The organism is Massilia sp. BKSP1R2A-1, from assembly GCF_050586525.1.
Lineage (GTDB): Bacteria > Pseudomonadota > Gammaproteobacteria > Burkholderiales > Burkholderiaceae_D > Telluria.
Genome location: NZ_JBOBRE010000005.1, coordinates 133371 through 158901, shown reverse-complemented (window position 1 = coordinate 158901; position 25531 = coordinate 133371). Strand labels below are relative to the sequence as shown.

The 25531-nt window shown below is 67.7% G+C and carries 23 protein-coding genes; 5 read left to right on the top strand and 18 right to left on the bottom strand.

Annotation, left to right across the window (positions count from 1 at the left end):
• Positions 1-85: 85 nt before the first annotated feature.
• Positions 86-1942, top strand: coding sequence for a sensor histidine kinase (locus ACQ7JA_RS09835; RefSeq protein ID WP_430897067.1), 1857 nt, complete (start codon positions 86-88; stop codon positions 1940-1942).
• Positions 1943-2015: 73 nt separating this feature from the next.
• Entirely contained in the window at positions 2016-2561 is a 546-nt protein-coding gene (locus tag ACQ7JA_RS09830; RefSeq protein ID WP_430897065.1) for a M23 family metallopeptidase, read from the top strand.
• Here the strand turns inward: ACQ7JA_RS09830 and ACQ7JA_RS09825 are convergent.
• Together ACQ7JA_RS09825 and ACQ7JA_RS09820 are read right to left on the bottom strand one after the other, a co-directional pair.
• Positions 2554-5046 (bottom strand): transglycosylase domain-containing protein, encoded by a 2493-nt coding sequence (locus tag ACQ7JA_RS09825; protein WP_430897063.1) that lies wholly within the window; start codon positions 5044-5046, stop codon positions 2554-2556. The two genes, ACQ7JA_RS09830 and ACQ7JA_RS09825, sit on opposite strands and share 8 nt — an antisense overlap.
• Positions 5047-5127: 81 nt before the next feature.
• Positions 5128-7947, bottom strand: coding sequence for a bifunctional diguanylate cyclase/phosphodiesterase (locus ACQ7JA_RS09820; RefSeq protein ID WP_430897061.1), 2820 nt, complete (start codon positions 7945-7947; stop codon positions 5128-5130).
• Between the two features lie 142 nt (positions 7948-8089).
• Between ACQ7JA_RS09820 and ACQ7JA_RS09815 the strand changes: the two genes are divergently transcribed.
• Positions 8090-8590, top strand: coding sequence for a MarR family winged helix-turn-helix transcriptional regulator (locus ACQ7JA_RS09815; RefSeq protein ID WP_430897060.1), 501 nt, complete (start codon positions 8090-8092; stop codon positions 8588-8590).
• Here ACQ7JA_RS09815 and ACQ7JA_RS09810 read toward each other — a convergent pair.
• From ACQ7JA_RS09810 to ACQ7JA_RS09795, 4 genes are all read right to left on the bottom strand, one after another.
• Positions 8587-9789, bottom strand: a complete 1203-nt coding sequence (locus ACQ7JA_RS09810; RefSeq protein ID WP_430897059.1) for a YbdK family carboxylate-amine ligase — start codon at positions 9787-9789, stop codon at positions 8587-8589. The genes ACQ7JA_RS09815 and ACQ7JA_RS09810 overlap by 4 nt on opposite strands.
• Positions 9786-11030, bottom strand: a complete 1245-nt coding sequence (locus ACQ7JA_RS09805; protein WP_430897058.1) for a cation:proton antiporter — start codon at positions 11028-11030, stop codon at positions 9786-9788. The genes ACQ7JA_RS09810 and ACQ7JA_RS09805 overlap by 4 nt, the downstream gene beginning before the upstream one ends.
• The gene (locus ACQ7JA_RS09800; RefSeq protein WP_430897057.1) at positions 11023-12078 is read right to left on the bottom strand and encodes a hypothetical protein; all 1056 of its coding nucleotides are present in this window, start codon (positions 12076-12078) and stop codon (positions 11023-11025) included. The genes ACQ7JA_RS09805 and ACQ7JA_RS09800 overlap by 8 nt, the downstream gene beginning before the upstream one ends.
• Before the next feature lie 289 nt (positions 12079-12367).
• Positions 12368-12802, bottom strand: coding sequence for an acetyltransferase (locus tag ACQ7JA_RS09795; protein WP_430897056.1), 435 nt, complete (start codon positions 12800-12802; stop codon positions 12368-12370).
• A 95-nt stretch (positions 12803-12897) separates the two neighbouring features.
• Between ACQ7JA_RS09795 and ACQ7JA_RS09790 the strand changes: the two genes are divergently transcribed.
• Positions 12898-13659 (top strand): ZIP family metal transporter, encoded by a 762-nt coding sequence (locus tag ACQ7JA_RS09790; RefSeq protein WP_430897055.1) that lies wholly within the window; start codon positions 12898-12900, stop codon positions 13657-13659.
• A gap of 125 nt (positions 13660-13784) precedes the next feature.
• Here ACQ7JA_RS09790 and ACQ7JA_RS09785 read toward each other — a convergent pair whose 3' ends face one another.
• Genes ACQ7JA_RS09785 through cyoA form a run of 9 tightly spaced genes read right to left on the bottom strand, consistent with a single transcriptional unit; the run spans position 13785 to position 21703 of the window.
• A complete protein-coding gene (locus tag ACQ7JA_RS09785) occupies positions 13785-14522 on the bottom strand; it encodes an MOSC domain-containing protein (RefSeq protein WP_430897054.1) in 738 nt (245 codons plus the stop codon).
• 3 nt (positions 14523-14525) lie between these two features.
• A complete protein-coding gene (locus ACQ7JA_RS09780; RefSeq protein WP_430897053.1) occupies positions 14526-14891 on the bottom strand; it encodes a c-type cytochrome in 366 nt (121 codons plus the stop codon).
• Positions 14892-14897: 6 nt separating this feature from the next.
• Entirely contained in the window at positions 14898-15440 is a 543-nt protein-coding gene (locus ACQ7JA_RS09775; RefSeq protein WP_430897051.1) for a response regulator transcription factor, read from the bottom strand.
• Entirely contained in the window at positions 15424-16788 is a 1365-nt protein-coding gene (locus ACQ7JA_RS09770) for an ATP-binding protein (protein ID WP_430897050.1), read from the bottom strand. The genes ACQ7JA_RS09775 and ACQ7JA_RS09770 overlap by 17 nt, the downstream gene beginning before the upstream one ends.
• A gap of 12 nt (positions 16789-16800) precedes the next feature.
• Positions 16801-17604 (bottom strand): SURF1 family protein, encoded by an 804-nt coding sequence (locus ACQ7JA_RS09765; RefSeq protein WP_430897049.1) that lies wholly within the window; start codon positions 17602-17604, stop codon positions 16801-16803.
• Between the two features lie 11 nt (positions 17605-17615).
• Entirely contained in the window at positions 17616-18017 is a 402-nt protein-coding gene (gene cyoD, locus ACQ7JA_RS09760; RefSeq protein WP_258830478.1) for a cytochrome o ubiquinol oxidase subunit IV, read from the bottom strand.
• Positions 18014-18649 (bottom strand): cytochrome o ubiquinol oxidase subunit III, encoded by a 636-nt coding sequence (cyoC, locus tag ACQ7JA_RS09755; protein WP_430897047.1) that lies wholly within the window; start codon positions 18647-18649, stop codon positions 18014-18016. The genes cyoD and cyoC overlap by 4 nt, the downstream gene beginning before the upstream one ends.
• A gap of 7 nt (positions 18650-18656) precedes the next feature.
• Complete coding sequence (gene cyoB, locus ACQ7JA_RS09750; protein ID WP_430897045.1) at positions 18657-20660, bottom strand: cytochrome o ubiquinol oxidase subunit I; 2004 nt, start codon at positions 20658-20660, stop codon at positions 18657-18659.
• Between the two features lie 2 nt (positions 20661-20662).
• Positions 20663-21703, bottom strand: a complete 1041-nt coding sequence (cyoA, locus tag ACQ7JA_RS09745; protein WP_430897043.1) for a ubiquinol oxidase subunit II — start codon at positions 21701-21703, stop codon at positions 20663-20665.
• Between the two features lie 170 nt (positions 21704-21873).
• Here cyoA and ACQ7JA_RS09740 point away from each other — a divergent pair, with 170 nt between their 5' ends.
• Positions 21874-23217, top strand: a complete 1344-nt coding sequence (locus ACQ7JA_RS09740) for an MFS transporter (RefSeq protein ID WP_430897041.1) — start codon at positions 21874-21876, stop codon at positions 23215-23217.
• Between the two features lie 83 nt (positions 23218-23300).
• Here the strand turns inward: ACQ7JA_RS09740 and ACQ7JA_RS09735 are convergent, their stop codons facing one another.
• From ACQ7JA_RS09735 to ACQ7JA_RS09725, 3 genes are all read right to left on the bottom strand, one after another.
• Positions 23301-24107 carry an alpha/beta fold hydrolase gene (locus tag ACQ7JA_RS09735; RefSeq protein WP_430897040.1) on the bottom strand — a complete coding sequence of 269 codons (807 nt, stop codon included), beginning with the start codon at positions 24105-24107 and terminating at the stop codon, positions 23301-23303.
• A 12-nt stretch (positions 24108-24119) separates the two neighbouring features.
• Complete coding sequence (locus ACQ7JA_RS09730; protein ID WP_430897038.1) at positions 24120-24821, bottom strand: SDR family oxidoreductase; 702 nt, start codon at positions 24819-24821, stop codon at positions 24120-24122.
• Between the two features lie 115 nt (positions 24822-24936).
• The gene (locus ACQ7JA_RS09725; protein ID WP_430897036.1) at positions 24937-25527 is read right to left on the bottom strand and encodes a TetR/AcrR family transcriptional regulator; all 591 of its coding nucleotides are present in this window, start codon (positions 25525-25527) and stop codon (positions 24937-24939) included.
• Between the last annotated feature and the right edge of the window lie 4 nt (positions 25528-25531).

Genomic DNA, 25531 nt, shown 5'->3' with positions numbered 1-25531 from the left:
TTCCTTAAAGACAATGGTTCTGTTAAGCTGCGACAACTGAACGTCACATTGTCCACTACCAGACCCGCCGCTCCGGGAAGCGTCCATGAAGACCCGCACCTACCTGTTCCTGATGGCCGCCGCCATCTTGATCCCCGTCGTCCTGGCGTTCTGGATCGGGGTGTCCATGCTGCTGGACTGGGAGCGCGAATCGCGCATCCGGCGGGTGCAGGAAACTGCGCGCGCCACCGCCCTGGTGGTGGACCGGGAGATCGCGGTGGCCGAGGCCCTGCTGCGCACCATCGCCAATTCGGAAAGCCTGGGCGACCAGAATGTTGGCCGTGTGTACCGCCTCGCGAAGCGTCTGAACGGCGAGGCCGGCAACAGGTGGACCGTCCTTGTCGACGAAGACACCCGTCCGGTCTTCAACACCCTCAAGCCCCTCGGCACCCAGCTGCCCGGCACCAACCGCCGGTACGCCGCCGAGGTGCTGCGCAGCGGGCGCACCCGGGTGTCGGGTTACTTTCAGGGGCCGACCTCCGGCCGCGCCGTGGTTTCGGTGGATGTTCCTTCCCCGCCCAACAACGACAAGCGCTACGTGGTCAGCCAGATCTTCGACGCCCGCTATTTCGAGCGCGCGTTCGCCAACAGCGCCCTGGAGCCGACCTGGCTGGTCGGCATCTTCGACGGCAATGGCGTGACGATCGCCCGCAACAAGGGCGGCCCGCACAGCGCCGGCAAACCCATGCATCCAGAGATGCGGGTGGCCGCCCAGGCCGCGGGCAGCGGCGTCCTGCGCCACACCACCCACGAGGGCGTCGAGGTCTACGGCATCTACACCCGCTCCGCCGTCTCGGGCTGGACCATCGTGATCGGCGTGCCGGTGGCGGAAATCGAATCGGCGGCGCGCACCGCCGCCCTGTACGCGACCATGGCCCTGATCGTGCTGATGGGCCTGGCCATCTTCGTCGCCGTTTTCCTGGGTAACAAGCTGTCCGCTGCCCTGCAACAGGCCGGCAGCGTCGCCAATTCGCTGGCGCGCGGAGCGGTCGCGCGGCCGCGTCCGACCCGGGTGGACGAAGTCGACGCCCTGCTCGACGGCCTGCATTTCACCAGCCAGGCCTTGAACCGCGAGAGCGCCGCGCGCCAGGCCTTGCAGCACGAGCGCGAGCAGCTGCTGCTGAGCGAACAGCGGGCGCGCCGGGTCGCCGAAGCCCAGAGCCGCGCCAAGGACGGCTTCCTCGCCATGCTCGGGCACGAGCTGCGCAATCCGCTGGCGGCGATCTCGGGTGCGATGAGCGTGCTGGAAATGCCGAACCTGAAGCCGGAACTGGCCGCGAATGCGCGCGACATCAGCCGCCGCCAGATGCGCCACCTGACCCGCATCGTCGACGACCTGCTCGACGTGCAGCGCATCCTCTCGGGCAAGATCGTGCTGCAGCAGGCGCCGGTCGACCTGGGCGAGGTGCTGCGCGCCTGCGTCGAAGCGAAACGCCTGGTCGACAAGGGCAGCCACCACTGGGAGGTGGACCTGGGCCCGGCCTGGGTCGACGGCGACCGCACCCGCCTCGAGCAGGTGGTCGACAACCTGCTGCACAACGCCATCAAGTACACCCCCGCGGGCGGCAGCATCGCGGTACGCTGCCGCGTGCAAGGCAAGGTGGTGCAGGTCGAGGTGCGCGACACCGGCGTGGGCATCGCGCCCGAGCTGCTGCCCGTGATCTTCGACGTGCTGGTGCAGGGACCGACCAGCATCGACCGCGCCCAGGGCGGCCTGGGCCTGGGGCTGGCCCTGGTCAAGGAACTCACCGCCCTGCACGGCGGCAAGGTGTCGGTACACAGCGACGGCCACGGCAAGGGCTGCACCTTCACGGTCGGCTTCCCGCTGCGCGCCGGCGGCGCACCGGAGGACGGCGCAGGCGGCCAGGCCGCCACCCAGCGTCCCACGCTCGACCCGGCCTGATTGCGCAACCGGCGCTTCCAATCCGGCCCGGCGCCCATACCTGTGCGGTATTCCTCCTGAACGGAACGCCGCCATGCGAATATTTCTGCGCAGCCTGCTCATCGCCGTCCTCCTGATCGCCGCCTGGGGCCTGCTCGGCCCATGGCTCAGGCATGCCGTGTACGCGATGCGCCTGACGGCGATGCCGGCGCCGTCCAGCCTGGCGATGCCCGTGAGCGGGGTCAGGCCGAAGGGATTGCGCGACACCTGGCACGCGGCGCGCAGCGAGGGCCGCAAGCACGAGGGCATCGATATCTTCGCCAGGCGCGGCACCGCGGTGCTGTCGAGCACCGAGGGCATCGTGCTGCGGGTCGGCACCAACCGGCTGGGCGGCCTGGTCGTCTGGGTGCTGGGGCCGGGCGGCCAGCGGCACTACTACGCCCACCTGGACCGGTATTCGGACGTGGCGCCCGGCATGCGCATCGAGCAGGGCCGGGTATTGGGGTATGTCGGCAACACCGGCAACGCGGCCGGTACGCCGCCGCACCTGCACTACGGCGTGTACGGTGTCGGCGGGCCGGTCAACCCCTACCCCCTGCTGCGCGCCGACCTGCCGCCGGGCGTCACCGCGGCTAGATGATCGGGTTTTCGCCCTGCGGCGGCGGATCGACCGGCGCAGGTTCCGGCAAGGGCGCAGGCTGGACCGGCTGGATCGGCTGCGTCTGTGGCGGCGCTGGCTGGATGTCCAGCGCCGGATCCGGATCCGGCACCTCCATCTCGTCCTCCGGCGCCTGGCCTTCCATATCGAGTTCGCCCGGCAGTTCCTCGATTTCTTCCTGCGGTTCCACGATCTGGCGCGGCGCCGGCGGACGTCCGCCCGGCAGCAGCGCGTTCGGATCGAGCTTGCCGGCTTCCAGCGCGGTGCGCATGAAGTCGCCGACCAGCAGCAGCGCATTGTGGCCGCCCTGCCCCCAGTAGCTCGAGCGCATCGTCACGCGGTTGTCGTTGAAGCCGACCCAGGCGCCCGCCACCAGCTGCGGGTGCATCAAAATGAACCAGCCGTCGGTATTGTTCTGCGTGGTGCCGGTCTTGCCGGCCACGTCCCCATACACCCCGAAACGATAGCGCACGCCGCCGCCGGTGCCGCGGTTGACGACCCCGCGCAGCATGTCGATCAGGGCGATGGAAGCGTCCTGGGACAGCGCACGCTCGGGCGCGCCTGGGGCGAAGTCGGCGATGACCTTGCCCTCGCGGTCGGTGATGCGGCGCACGAACACGGGTTTGCGGTATTCGCCGAGGGCGGCGATGGTGCTGTAGGTGCTCACCATTTCCAGCAGGGTCACGGGGCTGGTGCCCAGGGCCAGCGAGGGCACGGATTCGAGCTTGCTCTCGCGGATGCCCATCCCTTGGGCCAGGCGCACGATTGGGCTCAGGCCCACTTCCTGCATTACCTGGGCGGTGATGGTGTTCTTGGACAGCACCAGGCCGTCGCGCATGGTCATCATGGCGCCGGTATTGCCCGACATATCGGTGGGGCGCCAGGCCTTGCCGCGTCCATCGCCGACGCGGATGTCCCGGACGGCGTCGCGGTAGGTCCGGTCCGGCGGAATCCCGCGCTCGAGCGCCGCGGCGTAGACGATGGGCTTGAAGGTCGAACCGGGCTGGCGCGCCGCCTGGGCCACGTGGTCGAACTGGTCGCGCTCGAAGCTGCGGCTGCCGATCCAGGCGCGCACTTCGCCGGTGGACGGGTCCATGGCCACGAAGCCGGCTTCCAGGCGCGCCTTGGCTTCCTTCAGCTCGGCCATGAAACCGCGGTCGCGCTTCAGGCGCTTGAGGGCATCCTCGGGCGCTTCCCCATCCTCGACCGCGCGGCGATAGCTGGCGGATTCGCGCACGAAGGCGTCCAGTTCGCGCCCGTGCGAGCTCCAGTAATAGGCGAAGGGATCGACGTCGTCGCGCATGGACGTGTACATGCCGGTGGAGGTCGAGCGCGGCATGCTCGGCCATGCCCATTCGACGTCGGCGATCGCCTGCAGGGTGTTGGCCTGGCGTTCGACGGCGCGCCGGGCGGCGTCCTGCAGTTCGAGGTCGAGGGTGGTGTGCACGACCAGGCCGTCGAGGGCGAGGTCGTAGTCGTTCTCTTCGGCCCACTCGAGCAGCCACTTGCGCACGTAGGCCGTGAAATGGTCGTCCTTGCCGCTCCTGTCGTTCAGGCGCGCGAAGCGGGTGCGCAGCGGACGCTTGGCGAGCGCCTCGTAGCGCGCCTGGGTGAAGGCGCCGTGCTTGGCCATCTGGCCCAGCACCACGTTGCGGCGCGCCCTGGCGCGTTCCGGGCTGGTAACGGGATTGTAGTAGTGGGTACCCTTGAGCATGCCGACCAGGGTGGCGGATTCCAGCACGTCGAGCTTCAGGGCCGGCTTGCCGAAATAGGTCCGGGCCGCCATCTCGATGCCGTAGGCGTTGTACAGGAAAGGCACCGTGTTCAGGTAGGCTTCGAGGATCTCGGTCTTGCTGTAGGTGTTCTCGATCTTGATCGCGGTGATCAGTTCCTTCATCTTGCGGTTGATGCTGCGCGCCCGGCCGATCTCCTCGGGGAACATATTGCGCGCCAGCTGCTGGGTGATGGTCGAGCCGCCCTGGGCATCGCCCCTGGCGGTGGCGACCAGGGCTCCGGCCACGCGCCGGAAATCGACCCCGTGGTGGTCGTAGAAACGGTGGTCCTCGGTCGAGACCAGGGCCTTGATCACGTGCGGCGAAATCTGCGACAGCTTGACGCGCTCCTGCAGGCCCTTCTCGAACGTGCCGAGCTCCTTGCCGTCGGCGGACAGGATCACGCTCGGGCGCGCGGTGCGCGCCTGGTGCAGGTCGCTGATGCCGGGCGTGAGCGGAATCAGGGCCACCAGGTAGAGGAAGAAGGCCATCAGGCCGGCCGCCAGCAGCCACAGGCCGACGAGCAGGGCCTGCTCGATGCGGGAACGGCCGCTCAGTCGGGCGAACGCCCTGGCGCCGGCCAGGGAAAAGACGCTGCGGGCGCGTTCGCCGGCGCTGCCGAGGATGCGCCGGGCGCGGCCACCGGCGCTGTGCTGTTCCTGGTTCGGGTCGTGCGGGTTGGTCTTCTGATCCACTCTGAAAAGTCCTTGCTGCTGTTTGTCTTGCGTATGTGATCAGTATAGCCGACCGGCCCCGGCCGCACGGGCGGGCTGGGCTCAGGCGTGCAACGGGATGGGTTCCACCCTGCTCCGGCGCAGCAGCGGCTCGACCGTCTCCCTGGGTTCCGGGCGGGCAAAGAGGTAGCCCTGCACCTCGTCGCAGCCGCAGTCGCGCAGGTAGTCGAGCTGCTCCAGGGTCTCGACGCCTTCGGCGATCACGTGCATGCGCAGGCTGTGCGCCAGGGAGATGATGGCGTCGACCATCGCCGCGCCGTCGCGGCTGCCGACGATGTCGCGGACAAAGGACTGGTCGATCTTGAGCACGTCGACCGGGAAGCGCTTCAGGTAGGCCAGGCTGGAATAGCCGGTGCCGAAATCGTCGATCGAGAGCTTGACTCCCATCGCCTTCAGGAAGCGCATGGTCTCGATGGCGGACTCCACGTCGATCATCATCATGCTCTCGGTCAGCTCGATCTCGAGCGACTCCGGCGCCAGGCCGGTTTCTTCGAGCACCTCGCGCACCGTCCGGACCAGGCCGGGCTCGGCGAACTGGCGCGCCGACAGGTTGACGGCGATCCGCAGCTGGCCGAGGCCCGAGCATTGCCATTCACGGTTCTGCACGCAGGCCGAGCGCAAGGCCCAGGCGCCGATCGGCACGATCAGGCCGGTTTCCTCGGCCAGGGCGATGAAGCGGTCAGGCAGCACCGTGCCGAAATGGGGATGGCGCCAGCGGAGCAGGGCCTCGGTGCCGACCACCCTTCCGCTGTGGAGGTCGACCTGGGGCTGGAAGTGGAGTTCGAACTGCTGCTCGCGCAGGGCGCCGCGCAGGGCGCCTTCGAGGGCCAGGCGGTCGGTGGCGTGGGCATTCATGTGGGGCGCGTAGAACTGCACTGCGTTTCGCCCGGTCTCCTTGGCGCGGTACATGGCCACCTCGGCATGCTTGACCAGGGTTTCCGGGTCGCCCCCGTCGTTCGGATAGCCGGCCACACCGGCGCTGGAGCCGAACACCAGGAAGTGGCCGTCGATCTTCAGGGGTTCGGCGATGGCGTCGCGGACGGCCTGCACCTGGGCCGCCGCCTGGCCTTCGTCGCCGCAGCCGCACAGCACCAGCATGAAATCGTCGCCACCCGCGCGCGCCGCCGTGTCGGCCTGGCGGATGGCGCCCGCGATGCGGGCAGCGATGGCGCGCAGGGCCTCGTCGCCGAGGCCGCGTCCCATGGTGTCGTTGACCAGCTTGAAATGGTCGATATCGAGCGCGACCGTCCACACCGGCGTGCCGTTCGCCACCGCGATGGCGCGTTCGATCCGGTCCGACAGCAGCGCGCGGTTGGCCAGCCCGGTCAGGCTGTCGTACTTGGCGCGGTGCGCAAGTTCCGCCTCGTAGCGCTTGGCCACCGTGACGTCATAGGTGGTGACGACGAAGTGGGTGGTGCTGCCGGCTTCGTCGTTGACCGGGGCGATATAGACCTCGCTTACCAGCTCGCGTCCGTCGCGCGTGGCCTGGCGCACCAGGGCATGGCCCTTGCGCCGTTCCTGCAGGGCCTGGCGCAGCTCCACCAGGCCGGCCTCGTCGCCGGGCGAGCGCGCCAGCTCCCCAATCGGCAGGCCGAGCAGCTCGCCCGGGCCATGGCCGAGGATGCGCTCGCACGCCGGGTTGGCGTATTCGATCGGGTAGCCATTCCGGGTTGCGCTGATCAGGAGGATGGGATTGGCGGCCGACTCGATGGCGCGCCGGTACAGGCGCAGCTCGCCGGCCGTGATGGCCAGGTCCGCCGTGCGGCGGTCGACCAGGGACTCGATGCGGCGGGTGCGCACGCTGCGCAGGTGCACCAGCCAGCCGGCGGCGAGGCTGAGCAGGATCCCCGAGACCAGGATGGACAGCGATCCGCTCTGGCTGTCCAGACGGCGCGCCAGGCGCGCCGTAGCGAACTCCCAGCGCGTCCCGGCCACCTCGAAGCCGCGCGTGATGGTGTCCGGTCCCCCGCCGAGCAGGCGCTCCAGCCGCGTGACCGGCTCCGGCTTCCCTTCGTGGTGGAACACCGGCACCCGCTGGCCGTCCCGGGTGTACCCGTAGAGGGTCAGCGCGTAGTCGCCCATCGCCAGCAGGCGCGCCGCGCCCAGGCTGCCGCCGACCAGCAGCGCCGCATCGATGACCACGGTGGTGCTGCCGTGCGCTGCCGCGCGCCTTGCGGCCACGCTGGAAAGGTCGGTGCCGCTGCGGTAGACCGGCATCGCCACCAGCATGCCGCGCAGGGCTCCGTCGCCCTGCACCAGGCGCAGCACCGGGCTGGCGGTGGGCTGGCCGCTGTCGATGGCGCGCTGCATATACTGACGCTGGTCGGGATTGGACCAGGCGTCGTAGCCGTAGATCTGGGCATTGCTGAAGATCGGCACCACGTAGTCGTTGACGAGGTAGCGCGGCCGGCGCGCGGCCGCGACCAGCCCGGCAGGGCCACGCTCGCGGATGGCGAAGCCGGGCCAGTCGCGCGCACGGGCCGCTTCGAAGGCGGCGCGCTCGCTGTCGTCGACGAAGCGCTGGAATTCGAGCGCGCGCAGGTAGCCGTTGCGCGCCGCCAGCGGCTGCGCGAAAGCGTCGAAGGTCTCGCGCGAGACATCGCCGCGGTTTGCGGTGAACAGCAGGTTGAGCGCACGCAGGTCGGTGACCGCGTCGGTGAATGCGCGCGAGACGGCGGCGGTGCGCACGGCGGCGCGCTGCTCGAAGTCGGCGCGTGCCCGGTCCGCCTCCAGCTGTCGCGCCACGCCGGACAGGACAGCAGTCAGCGCAAGCCCGGCCAGGAAGGTTGCCACGGCGGCGCGCGACACCATGTGCCGGCGCCGCAAGAGCGGAGTTGCCAGCAGCCGATTCATGCGACCCATGCTAGCAAAACTCGCCTGGCGCCGCGCCACGTTTCGGCTGCGCAAAGGAAGGGTCCGCCTCCTGCACCGTAGCGGTGCGCCGAAACCAGGACAGGCGCGGTTCCGGGCTGGCGGTGGGACGGATTTCGGCTATGATGCGCGGATGCCCGATATCCTCCCCGAAAACCAGCTCGCCTCCGGCGACAGCGCCGCGCCGATGCGCGTGCTGCGCCAGTTCCGCGTCGTCTTCAACGCCGTCAAAACCCATTTCCGCCAGGTCGAACGCGAAGCCGGCCTGGGTGGCGCCCAGCTATGGGCGCTGTCCGTGATCGAACGCCAGCCCGGCATCGGCGCCACCGGCCTGGCGCGCGAGCTCGACATCCACCAGTCGACCGCCAGCAACCTGGTGCGCGCCCTGGTCGAGCGCGGTTTCGTCACCGCCAGCCGCGAAAGCGCCGACCGCCGTGCCGTCGCGCTGCGGGTCCTGCCCGAGGGCGCAGCCGTGCTGCGCAGCGCGCCCATGCCCTTCGCCGGCGTGCTGCCCGACGCCCTGGCCAGTCTCGACGAAGCCACCCTGCTGCGCCTCGAACAGGACCTCGGCCGCCTCATCGCCGAGCTGGCGGCGGACGACGAGGCGGCCAAGGTGCCGCTGGCCCAGCTTTAAGCCCTGCCCAGTCCTTCGCCGGCCTCGAAGACCTCGCTTGCCATGCGGGCCAGGTCGTTCATGCCGCCGCCGGCGGCCAGGTGGCGCCTCAAGAGCCCGGCCTGGCCGCCCTCCTTCATGAGGTCTTCGATCACCACCCGCGCCTGGGCAAAGTCCGGATCGAGCGAGCGGCTTGCCAGCCGTTCCAGGTCGGCGCGGATCACCTCGGCCACCGGCAGTGCGACGCCGGTCTCGGGATCGATCCAGCTTCCGTCGACCCCGTCGCGCGCGGCATTGAAGCGGTTCCAGGTGTAGAGCTCGCGGCTGCCGTTGGACGGCCAGCGGCCCGGCTGGCTGGCGAATTCGAGGCAGAGTTCGCGCGCGTAGCACGCCAGCGCGGCCGCGTACACGGGCTTCAGCGGCGTATCGAGCACACGCAGCTCGATGGTGCCGTACTCCGGCTTGGGCCGCACGTCCCAGTAGAAATCCTTGATGCTGTTGACGATGCCGAAGCCGGCAAGCCGACCGAAATAGTCGCGGAAGTCCTGCCAGCTGCGCAGCTCGGCCGGCTGGATGCCGCTCATCGGGAAGGCCCCGACCACATTGCTGCGCGAGCTGCAAAAGCCCGAGACCTCGCCCTGCCAGCACGGCGAATTGCTCGACAGCGCGATGAACAGCGGCGCGCGCTGGGTCAGCCAGGCGCACAGGCGCACCGCCTCGTCGGCGCTGCCGGCGCCGATGTGCACGTGCATGCCGAACACCGTGAACAGCTTGGCGAGGTAGCCGTACTTGCGCTCGGATTCGAAGTAGCGTTCCTTCGGATAGATGCGCTGCTCGTTCCAGCGCTGGAAAGGATGGGCGCCGCCGCCCGAGATCGCCGCGCCGACTTCGAAGGCGGCGCGCTGCACCGTGGAGCGGATGTGCTCGAGCTGCTCGCGCGCCTCGCCGAAGGATTGCAGGATCGAGGTCGCCACCTCGAGCATCGAGGTCGTGATCTCGGGCGTGTGGACCCAGGGCTTGTCGTGCTTGTCGAGCAGGCGCAGGATGTCGGGCGCGGCCGGGAACAGGTCGTAGGTCAGCCGGTCCAGCACCATGAGCTCGAGCTCGATGCCCATGGTGCCCACGGTCGAGGTCTTGAAGTCCGGCAGGAAGGCCGGGCCCTTGCCGCTCACCGCCTGGGCCTGCGCCGCGGCGGCGTCCATGTTCAGGGTCTCGTTCATGCGGCCTCCTTGATCTTTTCCAGCGGCGCCGTGTCGAGGCTGCCGGATTGGTAGGTTTCGCCCGCCAGGCGCAGGCCGAGCCAGGTGAGGCCGGGCGCCAGCAGCACGTTCAGGGCCAGCAGTGCGCCCATCAGTTCGGTGGATGCGGGGTCCAGGCCCGTGTAGGCGTTCAGGGTGTTGTCGACCACCAGGCCGCCATAGCTCACCAGGGAGCACATCGACAGGGCCATCGCATGCTTCTTGCGGCGGTCCCAGGCGCTGGCCGGGATGAGCGCCACCCGGGTAACGGCGGTGCGTACGGCGAACACGAGCAGCGCCGCGCCCAGGGTCCAGCCCTTCGCCAGTTCGCCCAGGTCGACCAGTGCGGCCGACATCAGGAACAGCAGCACGTAGCCGATGTCCTGGGCCGTCTGCAGCTGGGCCTGGAAGACGTTGTCGCGTTTCTCCGCATTGCGCAGCAGGACGCCCATCAGCAGCAGCGAGAGCAGCGCGCTCGCGGCCGACACCGAGCACAGTCCCAGGTCGATCAGGAGCGCGGCCAGCAGCATGCCGGGTCGCATGCGCGCCGGCACCCTGCACAGGCGGGTAGCCGCCGCATACAGTCCATAGGACAGCAGGGCGATCGCCGCGCCCAGCACCAGCTTGCCGCCCTGGCGCATCAGTTCGCCCCCGAAGTCGCCGCTGGCGTCGATGCCGTGGCTGCGGGTCCAGGCCATGGTCACGGCCAGCACCAGCAGCGCGACCAGGGAACTCAGGCCGACCATGTTCGCCGTGGCGAAGGTGCTGGTGCCGCTCGCGTTCTCGTCGGCCACCATCGAGCTGACGATGACCGGGTTCACCGCGATCAGGATCGAGGCGATGAAGATGGCCGCGCCCCATTGCAGGCCGAGCAGGCGCAAGGTGACCGCCACCGCGACCCAGCGCGCCAGCGTGGCCAGCAGCAGGCTGCCGCCCTGGCGGCCGCTCTTGAGCAGCCAGGCCAGGTCCATCTTGCGTCCGACCTCGAACAGCACCAGGGCGGCCGCCGCGTTGAGCAGTTCCTGGAACTGGGTCAGCAGGGCCCGGTCGATCAGGCCCCCGCCAGTGGAGCCGAGCAGCAGGCCGGCCAGCACCGCGCCGTAGAGCTTGGGCACCTTGAAGCGCTGCAGGGTCAGGCCGATCACGAGGGCCAGCATCAGGCCGCCGCCCAGCACCGCCAGCGGCGAGAGCAGCCACAGCGGGGTATTCAAGTCGTCATTCATGGCGCACCTCCCATGCGTGGGCCAGCGCGGTGAGTTCGCGCTGGAGGAGCGCGGCGCGTTCTTTCGCCGGCTCGTCGCTGCGGGCGGCCGGCAAGGCGCTCGAGATACGCGCCCGCACGATGCCGCCCTCGCCCGGCAGCGTGATCCAGAGCTGCCCGTGAAGCACGGCGCCTTCGCGCCACACCGCGGTGAATTTCGATCCGCTGCGTGCGCCCGGCGTCGCCGGCTCCACCAGGGAGAAGGATTGCAGCCAGTCGGCGTTCGGGTAGCGGCGCGCGAGCTGCACCTGCATGGCGCTGCGCTGTTCCTGGCGCACGTCGTCGCGCGAATGCGGCAGGTGCAGGCGCGCCTGGCCGATGCCGGCAGTCTGCAGGCTGAGGCAGGCGCCGTCGGAGATCCAGCGCGCGGCGTCCGCTTCGCGCAGGCGCGGCTTGCCGCGCGCGGCGTCTTCCCAGGCAACCAGCAGTGGCGACGACGGCGGCGCCTTGGCGCCGGCGGCAACCACGCGCACGGCTTGCACCACGTCCTTCCAGTGCCCGAGCTGCCAGGTGCGCGTGTCGGCTTTCTCGGAGGGCAGCCAGCGCCACAGCACGGCCGACCACTGGCCGTCCTCGCGGCGCCACAGTGCACCGGCCTGCTCCACGCCGCCCTGCTGGGACAGCACGCCCTGCGCGGTCCAGGCGTTGCTCCAGGGCGTGATCGGGGCGCGCATGCCGCTGCCGAGGCGGTGCCAGGCCAGGCCAGGGGCCGGCAGGCAGGCATTGCCCGCGTCGGGGACGGTTTCCCAGTAGAGCATCTCGACGCGCTGGCTCCAGGCGCAGCGCCGGTTCGTCGGTTCGCCGAGGCGGCCGAGGGCGGGATCGATGGGGCCGCTGCAGCTGGCCGGATGGGAGCCGCTCAGTTCGGCGAAGTCCGCGAGCGGCGGCGTGGCCGGCTTGCGCGCCGCGGCGGCATGTGGTGCAACGGCGATGCTGGCCAGCAGGCCGGCGCACAAGGCGGCAACTGGCAATCGTCTGAGGGGGAATCTGGGGGAAAGCGTGTCGCTCATGGGTCCTCCGGTGGCGCCCAGGCGAAGCGTTGGTCAGCCTCGGCCTGTGCGGTGGGCCGGCAGGCGCGGGTCGCGCCATCCGCGGCAGGCAGGGCCGCGGCACCGAAAAAATCCCCCGGCGTGATGCGGGGGACAAAAAGAAACGGCTTGAACCGCCTCATCGCTGATCGGACACACGATCCTGGCGGACCGGCGTCACCCGTCTATGATGACTGATAAATGTAACGGATGCAAGAAAATTTGTCCGAATGTATTTATGCGTGAAGGAAATTTATTGCACGGCCAGCGTTCAGTCCTGCCGCATGTGCAGCAAGGGATAAGGCCGGCCCGCATCGTCCTGCGGGCTGCGTCCGGTCTGGCGGAACCCCATGCGCGCGTAGAAGCCGACCGCCTGCGGATTCTGTTCGTTGACGTCGACCGTCAGCTTCCCTTCGAGCCGGGCGGCGTGCGCGATCATGCTGCGGCCCAGTCCCTGGGCGCGGCGGCGCGGGTCGATGAACAGCGCGTCGACGTGGGCGCCGGTCAAGCCCATGAAGCCGGCCGGGCTGCCGTCGACCTCGATGACCCACAGCGGCGCGTGCGGCAGGTACTGGTGCGCGACCAGCGCCTCGATGTCGGTGAAATGCGCTTCGCTGAGGAAGTCGTGGGTGGCGCGCACGCTGGCGCGCCAGATGTCCGCGAGAACGGCGGCGTCTGCCGGCCTGGATGGGCGAATGATGGGCATCTGGCCTCCGTAACTTATGAAACCGGCAATTGTGCCGGATTAATTTGTTGTTGTCGCGTTATGATGCGCTCAATGGACGATACGATGGAGGCTGGATGGATGGCGTGCCCTTGTGGCTGCAGGCGGGTTTCTGGGGGCTGGTCGCGGGCGGCGCCCTGCTGCTCGGCGCCTTCATCGGCTATCGGCTGAACGTGCCGCAGCGGCTGATCGCGGCGATCATGGCCTTCGGCAGCGGCGTCCTGATCTCCGCCCTCTCCTTCGAACTGATGGAACACGCTTTCCACACCGGCGGGTTCGCCTCGACGGCAATCGGCTTCCTGGGCGGCGCCAGCGTCTATACCCTGGCCAACTGGAAGCTGTCGCACCACGGCGCGAAGCACCGCAAGCGCTCCGGCCGCCAGCCGAGCGCCAGCGATAACGGTAACAGCGGCGCGGCGATCGCGATCGGGGCCCTGCTGGACGGCATTCCGGAATCGATCGTGATCGGCCTGTCGATGCTGGGCGGCCAGGGCGTGAGCATGGTGGCCGTGGCGGCGATTTTTCTGTCGAACATACCGGAAGGCCTGTCGAGCGCCGCCGGCATGAAGCAGGCCGGGCGTTCGGCGCGCTACATCTTCGGCATCTGGGGCGGCATCGTCGTCGCATCCGGCATCGCCGCCCTGCTCGGCTTCGCGGTATTTCGCCACTTCCCGCCCGAAATCGTGGCCGCCACCACGGCCGTCGCGGCCGGCGGCGTGCTGGCGATGCTGGTCGATACGATGATTCCCGAAGCCTTCGAGGAGACCCACGACTTCGCGGGACTGATCGTCGTAACGGGATTCCTGTCCGCCTACGCGCTCAGCAAGCTCGGCGGCTAGGCCAAGTACGAACAAAACCTCGGTGTCAGGTCTGACATTCGGACACGAACCCATCTGTAATGGTACGAACTGTTGAGCTCGTGTCTCAATGTCAGACCTGACACCCTGGGTTATGACACCCTGGGTTATGTGACACCCTGGGTTAGAACTGATCGAATGCGTGGCGGCCGCGCCTCCTGCGGGTTCGGAGGCGAGCCGAAGAAGCCGGCGCCGTCCCAGCGCGGCGCCGGGTCGGATGAGCGGGCTGGTACGGCGCGCGTGGCGCGGTCTGGCCCCAGCTTTGGCAGCACGCGCGGGAAGGCGCGGCAATAGCTGGCCTGGACGCCCGCCACGCGCGCCAGGTCGGCGTACGAGATCACCATTCCCGGCGGGACGGCGTCGAGGACCATGGCGATGCGTTCGTGCCAGTCATCGGGAAGGAAGCGGCTGCGCGCATCGAGGATGGTGACTGGGTCGCCAATCCGGATCTCGCCGCCGCTCTCCACGCGCGCCAGCATGCCGCGCCGCTGCCGCAGCGAGCGCGAGGACGCTCCCACCCGCGCCGTGAGCGCGCCGCAGGCTTCGCACTGAAAAGTCAGGCGCAGGATCACGTCAAGGCCGACACGCAGCAGCATGCCGGACACGAGGTCCGCGGTATCGAGATCGAGGAGCAGGTTTTCGCGCAGCGCGTGCGGCGGCAGCCCGAGCGCCTCGTAGGCGCTGCCGCCTGCGAGCAGCAGCTGGCGCGGCGAGCGTGGATCGGCGTGCCGGTCGTCCTGCAGGCCGAGGCCTGCGACAGCCGTCGCGCTTTGGACCCGCGTGGGAGCCGGCGCCTGCGCGGCGCGCAGCGCGATGGCGACCACCTTCCCTGTCGGCGGCGCCAAGGATCAGCCCTTGGCCGCGCGCAGGTAGGCCAGCAGGTCGGCGATCTGCCGCTCGCTGCGCAGGCCCCAGAAACGCATCTTGTTGCCCGGGACGACGGCGTCCGGGTCGCGGAGAAACGCGGCCAGGCGCTTCTCGTCCCAGACGAAGCCGGCCTTCTTCATGGCCGGGGAATAGGCGAAATCCGGCGCGGCGCCCGCGCGGCGGCCGACGATGCCGTTGAGCTGGGGCCCGAAGCTACTGCGCGCGCCGGGCCCGACCTGGTGGCAGTTGGCGCAGCGCTGGAAGGCGGTACGACCGGCGGCGAGCGGATCGGCGCCCCATGCCGGCGCGGCGGACAGACAGGCAAGCAGCAGGAGCAGATAGCGCATGATCCCCTACTTCACCCGCTGTTTCTCGAGCTTGCGCGCCAGCGTGCGCCGGTGCAGGCCCAGGCGGCGCGCCGCTTCCGAGATGTTGAAGTCGGTTTCGGCCAGCACGGCGTGGATGCGCTCCCACTCGAGGGTCTTGATCGAGGTCGAGCGGGCAGTGAGTTCGACCTCGGTATTGCCGGCCACGTGGCCGAAGGCGGCCTCGATGTCGTCGGTATTCGAGGGCTTGGCCAGGTACTGCACCGCGCCCAGCTTGATCGCCTCGACCGCGGTGGCGATGCTGGCGAAGCCGGTCAGCACGACGATCAGCATGTCGGGGTCGTGCTCGTGCAGCAGCTGGACGCATGCCAGGCCGGAACTGTTCCCCTTGAGCTTGAGGTCGACCACGGCGTAGCCCGGCGAATGCTGTTCCAGCAGCGCGCCCGCCTCGTCGTGGCCGGAGGCCACCAGCACGCGGTAGCCGCGCCGTTCGAAGGAGCGGCTGAGGGTGCGGGCGAAGGCTTCGTCGTCTTCGATGATGAGCAGCAGGCGCTCAGGGCTTTCGGTCAATGCTTGCCTCTTTCCGTTCTTCTTCAATAGCGATACTCGACAGCGGCAGACTCAGGCGCACCTGCGCCCCGCCTTCCGGCCGGTTGGCCGCCGTCACCGCGCCGCCGAGCTTGCGCGCGACGTTCACGGCCAGGAACAGGCCCAGGCCATGGCCCGGATCGGCCTTGGTGGACTGGTAGGGCTTGCCAATCTGGCCCAGCATGGCCGCCGGGAAGCCGGGGCCGCGGTCGGTGACGACGACGTGCAGCACGCCATCCTCCTTGCGCACGTCCAGCCCGACCCACTCCGGCGAGGCCTCCAGCGCATTGTCGAGCAGGTTGTCGATGGTCTGCTTCAGGGCCGAGTCCGACGCGACCGGCACGTCCTCCAGTACCCGGTTATTGTACTGGAAGCCGGCCACCGGCCGGCTCGCGCGCCAGCTCGCGACCAGTCCGTCGAGGAAGCTGCGCACGGTGGTGCGCACCGCCGACTCGCCGCGCGCTTCGCCGGCCGACAGCAGGATGCCGCTGACGATGCTCTTGCAGCGCTGGAGCTGGGTCTGCATTTCGTTCAGGTCTTCGAGAAGCCCAGGGTCGGCGCGGAACTGCGGCATGCGCTTCCAGTCGCCCAGGATCACGGACACCGTCGCGAGGGGCGTGCCCAGCTCGTGGGCGGCGCCCGAGGCCAGCAGGCCCATGCGCACGATGTGCTCTTCCTCGACCGCCTGCTGGCGCAGCAGCGCGAGCTGGGACGCCTTGTCGCGCAGGGTGTCGGAAATGCGCGAGATGAACATCACCAGCAGGGCCGCGTCCAGCGCGAAGCAGACCAGCAGGCCCTGGATGTAGAGGCTCGAGATGCCGCGCGCATGGTCGAAAGGCAGCGCGAGCGGCTGGGCGTACATGGCCAGGCCCGCCAGGCAGAAGGTCGTGATCAGGACGATGACCCAGGTCCACAGCACTTCCAGCAGCACCGCCGACAGGATCACCTGCAGCAGGTAGAGGAAGGCGAAGGGATTGGTGATGCCGCCCGACAGGTAGAGCAGCACGGTGAGGCTGGCGACGTCGACCAGCAGGGCCATAAACATCTCGCCGTTCGAGACCGGCCGGCGTTCGTGCCAGCGCATGTGGCTGGCGACGTTGAAGGCGATCAGGCAGGCCAGCACCTGCAGCATGTGCACCAGCGGCAGCTCGATGCGGAAGATCAGGATGGCGGCCGCGATCGTCGTGATCTGGCCGATGACGGCGATCCAGCGCAGCTCGATCAGCTGCAGCATGTTCTTGTGGCCGGCAGCAAACTCGACGTTCGCCGCTGCCGCCTGGGGCGAGCTGCGGGCCGCCTTGGCGAAGAATTCGAGGGGGTTCTGGATCATCGGTCTATGCGTTCAGTCGTCGTCGCGGATTGTACCGCCATGACGGCTGACCCACCACCAGGCGGCGCCGGCCATCAGGGCCAGGGCAAACCAGGTGAGCGCATAAACGAGATGGTTGTTGGTGAAGGAGATGACGGTCAGGCCGCCGACGGCGCGCTCGGGCGCGCCTCGCGGGTCCTGGCCCTTGCCGGCGTCGATAAAGTACGGCGCGACATCCTGCAAGCCGCGCGCGGCAGCCAGTTTCACGACGTCGCGCGAGTACCAGCGGTTGCCGGCCGGGTCGTTCTCGCGCAGGAAACCGCCCTGCGGCTCGTTGATGCGCAGCAGGCCGGTCACTGCCACCCTGTCGCCCGGCGTGGCGCAGGGATTGGCGCCGGCGCGGCGGGCGGGATAGGCGCCCTGCTTGTTTTCCGAGGCAGGAATGAAGCCGCGGTTGATGAAAACGATATGGCCCTGCTCCGTGCAGAACGGCGTCAGCAGCCAGAAACCCGCGCCCAGCTCGGACAGCGCCTGGACGGGGGTGGTGAATTCGTAGAGGTAATGCCCGGCCACGCGCACGCGCCGGTATTCGTCGGAGTCCTTGGTGACCTGCGCCCAGCGCGCTGCCTCGGGGGCGGCGACGGGGTCCGCATGCACGCGCGCGTCGACCCGCGCGATCAGGTCCCGCTTCCACTGCAGGCGCACGACCTGCCAGGTGCCGAGAGCAAGAAAAAGCGCGACCAGCAGCAGGAGCACCACGCCGAACACCCGCCGCGCAAGATTGCTGCGTGGCGGATGGGAGGTGGGCCCTGCTTGCTGGTCGCGCTGGTGCTGCATCGACTACTTTGTTACTGCATGTCGTGCATGCCGTGGGTGGTGTCGCTTGCGCCACCCATGGCCGGCATCATGTTGGCGTTCATGTGCGCCATGACCCAGATCGAGCCGGCCAGCACGATGACCAGCAGGACGACGGTCAGGAGCAGCGCCATCATGTTCCAGCCGCCTTCCGACTTCGAGTTCATGTGCAGGAAGTAGATCATCTGCACGACGAACTGGACGGCGGCGAAGCCCATGATCACGTACTTCGTCGTTTCCGGCGGCAGTACGTGGCCCATGACGAGCCAGAACGGGATCGCGGTCAGGATCAGCGACAGCACGAAGCCGATCGCGTAGTCCTTGATGCTGTAGTGGGTGACGAAGCTGGTGTGGCCGTCGTGATCGTGTTCGTGGTGGTGGATGTGATCGCTCATGGCAGCACTCCCATCAGGTAGACAAAGGTAAACACGCCGATCCAGACGACGTCCAGGAAGTGCCAGAACAGCGACAGGCACTGCAGGCGACGGAAGTTTTCGGTGGTCAAGCCGTGTTTCGACAGCTGCACCATCAGGGTCACCAGCCAGATCGCGCCGAACAGCACGTGCAGGCCGTGGGTGCCGACCAGCGCGAAGAACGCGGTCAGGAAGCCGCTGCGGCTCGGGCCCGCGCCTTCATGGATCAGGTGCAGGAACTCGTAGATTTCCAGGGACAGGAAGGCCACGCCCAGCAGGCCGGTGACGCCCATCCAGCCCAGGGTCGCGCCGAGCTTCTTGGCCTGCGCCGACACCATCGCGAAACCGAAGGTGATCGACGAGAGCAGCAGGAAGCCGGTGTTAATGGCGATCAGCGTCAGGTCGAACAGTTCGGCGCCGGTCGGACCGCCGGCGTAGTTACGGCCCAGCACCGCATAGGTGGCGAACAGGGACGCGAAGATGAGGCAGTCGCTCATCAGGTAGATCCAGAAACCGAGCAGGGTGCCCTGTTCCGGATGGTGCTCGCGCACCAGGTAGCGCGCGGTCACCTCTTCGGCGGTCAGGCCGCCGGGAATGGTTGGATTATTTGCCATGGTTGTTTCAGACGTAGCTCTTCAGCAGACGGGTATGCGCTTCCTCGGTGCGGGCCACTTCTTCCGCCGGGATGTAGAAATCGCGCTTGTAGTTGAACGTGTGGACAATGATCGCGGCCATCATGGCGACGAAGGACACGGCGACCAGCAGCCACATGTGCCAGATGATGCCGAAGCCCACCACGGCCGACAGTGCCGAGATGACGAAACCGGCCCAGGTGTTCTTGGGCATGTGGATCGCCACGAAGTCCTTCAGCGGACGCTGGTAGCCGTTCTTCTTCATGTCGGCGAAGGTGTCGTTGTCGTGCACCACCGGGGTGAAGGCGAAGTTGTAGTCCGGCGGCGGGGACGAAGTCGCCCACTCCAGCGTACGGCCATCCCACGGGTCACCGGTGACGTCGCGCAGCTTGGCGCGGTCTTTCCAGGTGAAGAAGCATTGCAGCAGCAGCGCACCGATACCGCCGGCGATCATCAGGGTGCCGGCCAGCGAGATCTGGAACAGCCATTGCACCGACTGGTCTTCGAAGTGGCTCATGCGGCGGGTATAGCCCATGAAGCCGAGGATGTACGGCGGGGTGAAGGCGACCCAGAAGCCGATCGACCACAGCCAGAACGAGACCTTGCCCCAGAACTGGTTCAGCTTCACGCCGAACATCTTCGGCGCCCAGTAGTTGAAGCCCGCGAAAAGACCGAACACCACGCCGCCGATGATGACGTTGTGGAAGTGGGCGATCAGGAACAGCGAGTTGTGCAGCACGAAGTCGGCCGCCGGAATCGCCAGCATGACGCCGGTCATGCCGCCGATGACGAAGGTCAGCATGAACGACACGGTCCACATCATCGGCAGTTCGAAGCGGATACGGCCGCGGTACATCGTGAACAGCCAGTTGAAGATCTTCGCGCCGGTCGGGATCGAGATGATCATCGTCGTGATGCCGAAGAAGGAGTTCACGCTCGCGCCGCTGCCCATGGTGAAGAAGTGGTGCAGCCAGACCAGGTAGGACAGGACCATGATGACGCAGGTCGCATAGACCATGGAGGTATAGCCGAACAGGCGCTTGCCGCAGAAGGTCGAGACGACTTCCGAGAAGATGCCGAAGGCCGGCAGGATCAGGATGTACACCTCCGGGTGGCCCCAGATCCAGATCAGGTTCACGTACATCATGGCATTGCCGCCACGGTCGTTCGTGAAGAAGGCGGTGTCGAACAGGCGGTCCATGCCCAGCATGGCCAGCACGGCGGTCAGGATCGGGAAGGTAATCACGATCAGGATGTTGGTGCACAGCGAGGTCCAGACGAAGACAGGCATCTTCATCAGGCCCATGCCCGGTGCGCGCATCTTGACGATGGTGACGATCAGGTTGACGCCTGACAGCAAGGTACCGACACCCGCGATCTGCAGGGACCAGATGTAGTAGTCGACGCCGACCCCTGGACTGGCCAGGATGCCCGACAGCGGCGGATAGGCCAGCCAGCCGGTGCGTGCGAATTCACCCACGAACAGCGAAGCCATCACGAGCACCGCGCCCATGGTGGTCATCCAGAACGAGAAGTTGTTCAGGAACGGGAAGGCAACGTCGCGCGCGCCGATCTGCAGCGGCACCACGTAGTTCATCAGGCCGGTCACGAAAGGCATGGCCACGAAGAAGATCATGATCACGCCGTGGGCGGTGAAGATCTGGTCGTAGTGGTCAGGCGGCAGGAAGCCGTGGTTGGAGCCGAAGGCGAAGGCCTGCTGCGCGCGCATCATCAGGGCGTCGGCAAAGCCGCGCAGGAACATGATGATGCCCAGGATCATGTACATGATACCGATTTTCTTGTGGTCGATACTGGTGAACCAGTTGTTCCACAACATGCCCCACTGGCGGAAGTAGGTGATCAGGGCCACCAGGCCCAGGCCACCCACGATGACGCCGGCGAAGGTCGCGATCAGGATCGGCTCGTGGAAGGGAATCGCATCCCAGCTGAGCCGACCGAAGATAAGCTTCGTCAAGTCGAATGAGTCTTGCATGATTACTTCTTCACAATATTATTGGGAGTGACCGGGCTCGCGGCCTGGCCTTCCGGGGTCACGCACATTTCCAGCTCCGCGTTGGCGACCTGGGCAGCCGGGTTCTTCTGCAGCTTGCGGATCTCGGCGGCCATCTGGTTGCGCTTGTGGTCGTCCGCCATCTGCTGGTTCATGCAGACGCTGCCTTCAGCCACGCAACGGTTCAGGATGCGGTTGAACAGGGCCGGCTCCACCGAACCGTAGAAGCGCACCGGCTCGCGCACGGACGGCTTTTCCAGGCTCAGGTAGTCGGCGCGGTTCAGCACGCCCGGATTGGTCTTCATCTTCTGGACCCAGGCGTCGAACTCGCCCGCGCTCATGCCCTTGTAGGCGAAGTGCATGTGCGAGAAGCCTTCGCCGCTGAAGTTGGCGGACAGGCCCTTGTAGTCGCCCGGCTTGTTCAGCACGGCGTTCAGGGTCGTCTCCATGCCCGGCATCGCGTAGATCATGCCGGCCAGCGTCGGGATGTAGAAGGTGTTCATCACGGTCGAGGACGTGATCTTGAAGCGGACCGGGACGTCGACCGGGGTGACCAGTTCGTTCACCGAAGCGATGCCCTGCTCCGGATAGATGAACAGCCACTTCCAGTCCAGCGCCACGACCTGCACCTCGAGGGGCTTGGTCGACGCCGGGATCGGACGGTTCTCGTCGATGCGGTCGAGCGGACGGTAAGGGTCCAGCTTGTGGGTCGAGACCCACGTGATCAGGCCGAGGACGATGATGATCAGGAGCGGTGCGCCCCAGATCACCAGCTCGAGCTTGGTCGAGTGGTCCCAGTCCGGCTCGTATTTCGCGTTGGCGTTCTTGCGATAGCGCCATGCGAACAGGACGGTCAGGATCATCACCGGGACGATGATGATCAACATCAGCAGAACCGAGATCGTGATCAGATCCGCCTGCTGTTTTGCAATATCGCCGGTGGGATTCATCACCACCGTGTTGCAGCCAGCGAGCGCTGCAAGCGGGAGTAATGGGAGTCCGCGGCGGACAATTTTAGGAATCATGCTAGGTATCTAACGTTACATGGGAATAAGAACATGCTACTGTAACGCCAACGGCCTACGGCAACCATTGGACACTTTGTCCCACCCTTGCTATATTGCAATTACAGCATTGCACTACAAGCAATGCCCCGGAGGTGCTGCGCAGGCCGGGCAACCCAGGAGACGAAGATATGCAAAGCACGACGACGTACGGCGGCGCAGGTGCCGCTCCCATCACCCACCCAACCAGTGGGGCCCGTAACATCAATGCCCGGGATGGTGAAATCCATCCGGGTGAAATAGCCGTCGGCGTGGTCATCGGCCGCGCTTCGGAATATTTCGAATTCTTCGTCTATGCCATCGCCTCGGTACTGGTCTTTCCCGCGGTATTTTTCCCGTGGGCTGACCGGCTCGAAGCGACACTATACTCATTTACCGTTTTTTCGTTCGCATTCATCGCGCGCCCCCTCGGCACCGTGATTTTCATGTGGCTGCAGACGCGTTTCAGCCGGGAAATCAAGCTCACCATCGCCCTCTTCCTGATGGGCACCTGCACCTGCGTGATCGCCTTCCTGCCGACCTACAGCCGGATCGGCGAGGCCGCGATCGTGATCCTGGCCCTGATGCGCATCGGCCAGGGCATCGCCCAGGGCGGTTCCTGGGACGGCCTGCCCTCGCTGCTGGCGCTGTCCGCGCCTGAAAACAAGCGCGGCTGGTACGCGATGCTGGGCCAGCTGGCGGCGCCGATCGGCTTCCTGATCGCGGCCGGCCTGTTCGCCTACCTGCTCAGCAACCTGTCGCAGGACGACTTCCTGGTCTGGGGCTGGCGCTTCCCCTTCTTCTGCGCCTTCGCGATCAACGTGGTCGCCCTGTTCGCGCGCCTGCGCCTGGTCTCGACCAGCGAGTATTCGCGCCTGCTGGACGCCCACGAACTCGATCCGGCCCCGGTCGGCGAACTGGTCAAGAACCAGGGCAGCAACATCGCCATCGGCGCACTCGCCGCCCTGGCCAGCTACGCCCTGTTCCACCTGGTGACGGTGTTCCCGCTGTCCTGGATCCAGCTCTACGATACCCGCCCGATGGACGAATTCCTGCACATCCAGATGTGGGGGGCGGGCCTGGCCGTGCTGGCGATCCTGGCTTCCGGCTACATCGCCGATAAAGTCGGCCGCCGCACCACCCTCGGCACGCTGGCGGCCCTGATCGGCCTGTTCTCGCTGTTCGTGCCGACCCTGATGGATGGCGGCGTCACCGGCCAGAACACCTTCATCCTGATCGGCTTTGCCCTGCTGGGCCTGTCGTACGGCCAGGCTGCCGGCGCCGTGACCGCCAACTTCAAGCAGAGCTACCGCTACACCGGCGCGGCCCTGACCTCGGACCTGGCCTGGCTGGTCGGCGCCGCCTTCGCCCCGCTGGTCGCCCTCGGCCTGTCGGCCCACTTCGGCCTGGGCTATGTGAGCCTCTACCTGCTCTCGGGCGCGGTGGGTTCGCTGGCGGCGCTGAGCCTGAACCGCGCGCTGGAGATTCGCGACTGATCCGGTCGGCTCAAACGAAGAAAACGCCCCGCAGCGCAAGCTCCGGGGCGTTTTTCGTCGGGTGGCCGGGTTCCCCGACCACCCTACGCCAGAAACCTGACGATGCGCTCCACCACCGCACTGTCGCCGACTATCTTTCGGTGCCCCACGCCGTTGGCCGCTTCCAGCTGGGCCCCATCCCAGGCCTTGGCCAGTGCCGCCGATTCCGACCAGTGCACTTCCGGATCCAGCGGGTCGTGCAATAGCAGGGCCGGATGGCGCATGCCCGCGGCCAGGCGCTCCAGTTCCATATCTGCCGCATCCAGTCCGGTCAACGCCTCGAAGCGCGCGCGCAGGCTGGCGCCGTCGAGCCTCACGGCGCAGGCCGTGCGGTCCAGCGCCCGGACCAGGGACGACGGACCGGCAAGGCACACGCTTGAACCGGTGCGCAGGCCGTGGGCGAAGGCATGGAGGGATGCCGGCGAGCCCAGCGAATGCGCGACCACGGCGTCGACTGGGCCCAGCCATTCACCGACGGCCAGCAAGGCCCTGCCCATCGCGACCACATCGGTCGCCTCACCGGCCGACTCCCCATGCGCCGGCGCGTCGAAGGCGGTCACGTGCCAGCCCTCGGCCACCAGCCGGCGCACCAGCACATGCCAGCCCGCCGCGCGGCTTTCCCAGCCGTGCACGAGCAGCGCACGCCGGCGGAGCGCGCCGCTTTCCGGATCGGGGCGCGCGTCGCCGAAGGTGTGGACCACCAGCATGCGGCCATCGTGCCATACCTCGTGGCGCACGCCTTCGCGCAGCAGCAGCCTGCCCTCCTCGTCCAGGGGCTGGCGGCGCGGCCGCGTCATGCGGGCGAGCACTTGCTCGAGGACTGGACTCGCGGTCACGGCAGCATCAGGCATGGCCGCCTCCGCTCAGCGCGCCAGGGTATAGATGCCCGGCTCGGCCGACAGCCCGCGCTTGACCGCACGCGTCAGGTCATCGACCAGCACCTCGCTGTCGCCGGCCTCGAGCGCCGCGAACACGCGCTCCACGACCATGTCCGTGGTCAGCTTCGGCGCATCGAAGCCGCGCGTCAGGTCGGTGTCGATCAGGCCCACGTGCACGCCCAGCACCTGGGTGCCCTGGGCGCGCACGGCGTCGCGCAGGGCATTGGTCGCGCTCCAGGCAGCGGCCTTGGTGACGCCATAATTGGCCAGCACCGGATTACTGACCCAGCTCGCCACCGACAGCACGTTCACGATCGCCCCGCCGCCATGGCGCGCCAGCACCGGCGCGAAACCGCGACTCACGTTCAGCAGGCCGAAGACATTGGTTTCCAGCATCCAGCGCAGCGAATCCAGGCCCTCGGCGTCAAGGACGCTGCCGGTATTGGCCACGCCGGCATTGTTGATCACCAGGTCGACGTCGCCGAGTTCCGCGGCCAGGGCGGCGGCCTGCGCCGCATCGGTCACGTCCAGCCGTACCGGAACCAGGCCGGGAAGCGAAACCGTGGACGGGTCGCGCGCGGCGGCGTAGACCTTGCGGGCGCCGCGGGTGAGCGCCTGGCGGGCAAATTCCGCGCCGAGGCCACGGTTGGCGCCGGTAATCAGGACGGTTGCGTTCTGGACTTTCATTGTGAATCCTTTCAGCGTTGATATGACGGCGATGCCGCCGAATTTATGACGCCTATCATATGATGGTCGTCATATTTGAGAATCCAAAAAAGCCGGCGGCGCCGGCCCGGATGAATCAGGATTTGTTGGCGAACAGGGCCACGAGCGTTTCACGCGCCGCCGCCAGCACCGCCCTGCCCTCGGGATTGTCGCCCTGGATCCGGGCCAGCTGCAGATTGCCGATCAGCGCGCCGGCAATGACGCTCGCCAGGCCGGGCGCCGCATCGTCCGGCAGCGCCAGGGCCACGCGGCGCACCAGGCGGTCGACGCGCTGGACGGACGCTTCGCGCACCATTTCCTGCTGGCGCGGGATTTCGCTGGCCAGCGCGCCGACGACACAACCGTGTTCGGTATGTGCCAGGTGCTCGTCCGAGAGATACAGTTCGATCAGGGCCCCCAGGGGATCGCCGGTTTCGCGGCTACGGGCGGCGATGCGCTCGTCCAGCAGCGCGCTGCTGATGGCGCCCGCGTGCTCGATGGCCTCCACCAGCAAGGCTTCGCGGGAATCGAAGTGGGCATAGAAGCCGCCATGAGTCAGGCCGGCCTCCTTCATGACCTCGGCCACGCCGACCCCGGCATAGCCGTGGCGGCGCACCGCGCGGCTGGCGGCTTCGACGATGCGGTGGTGGGACTGTTCGCGCTTGCTGGACTTGGCAGAGGTACTCATGACG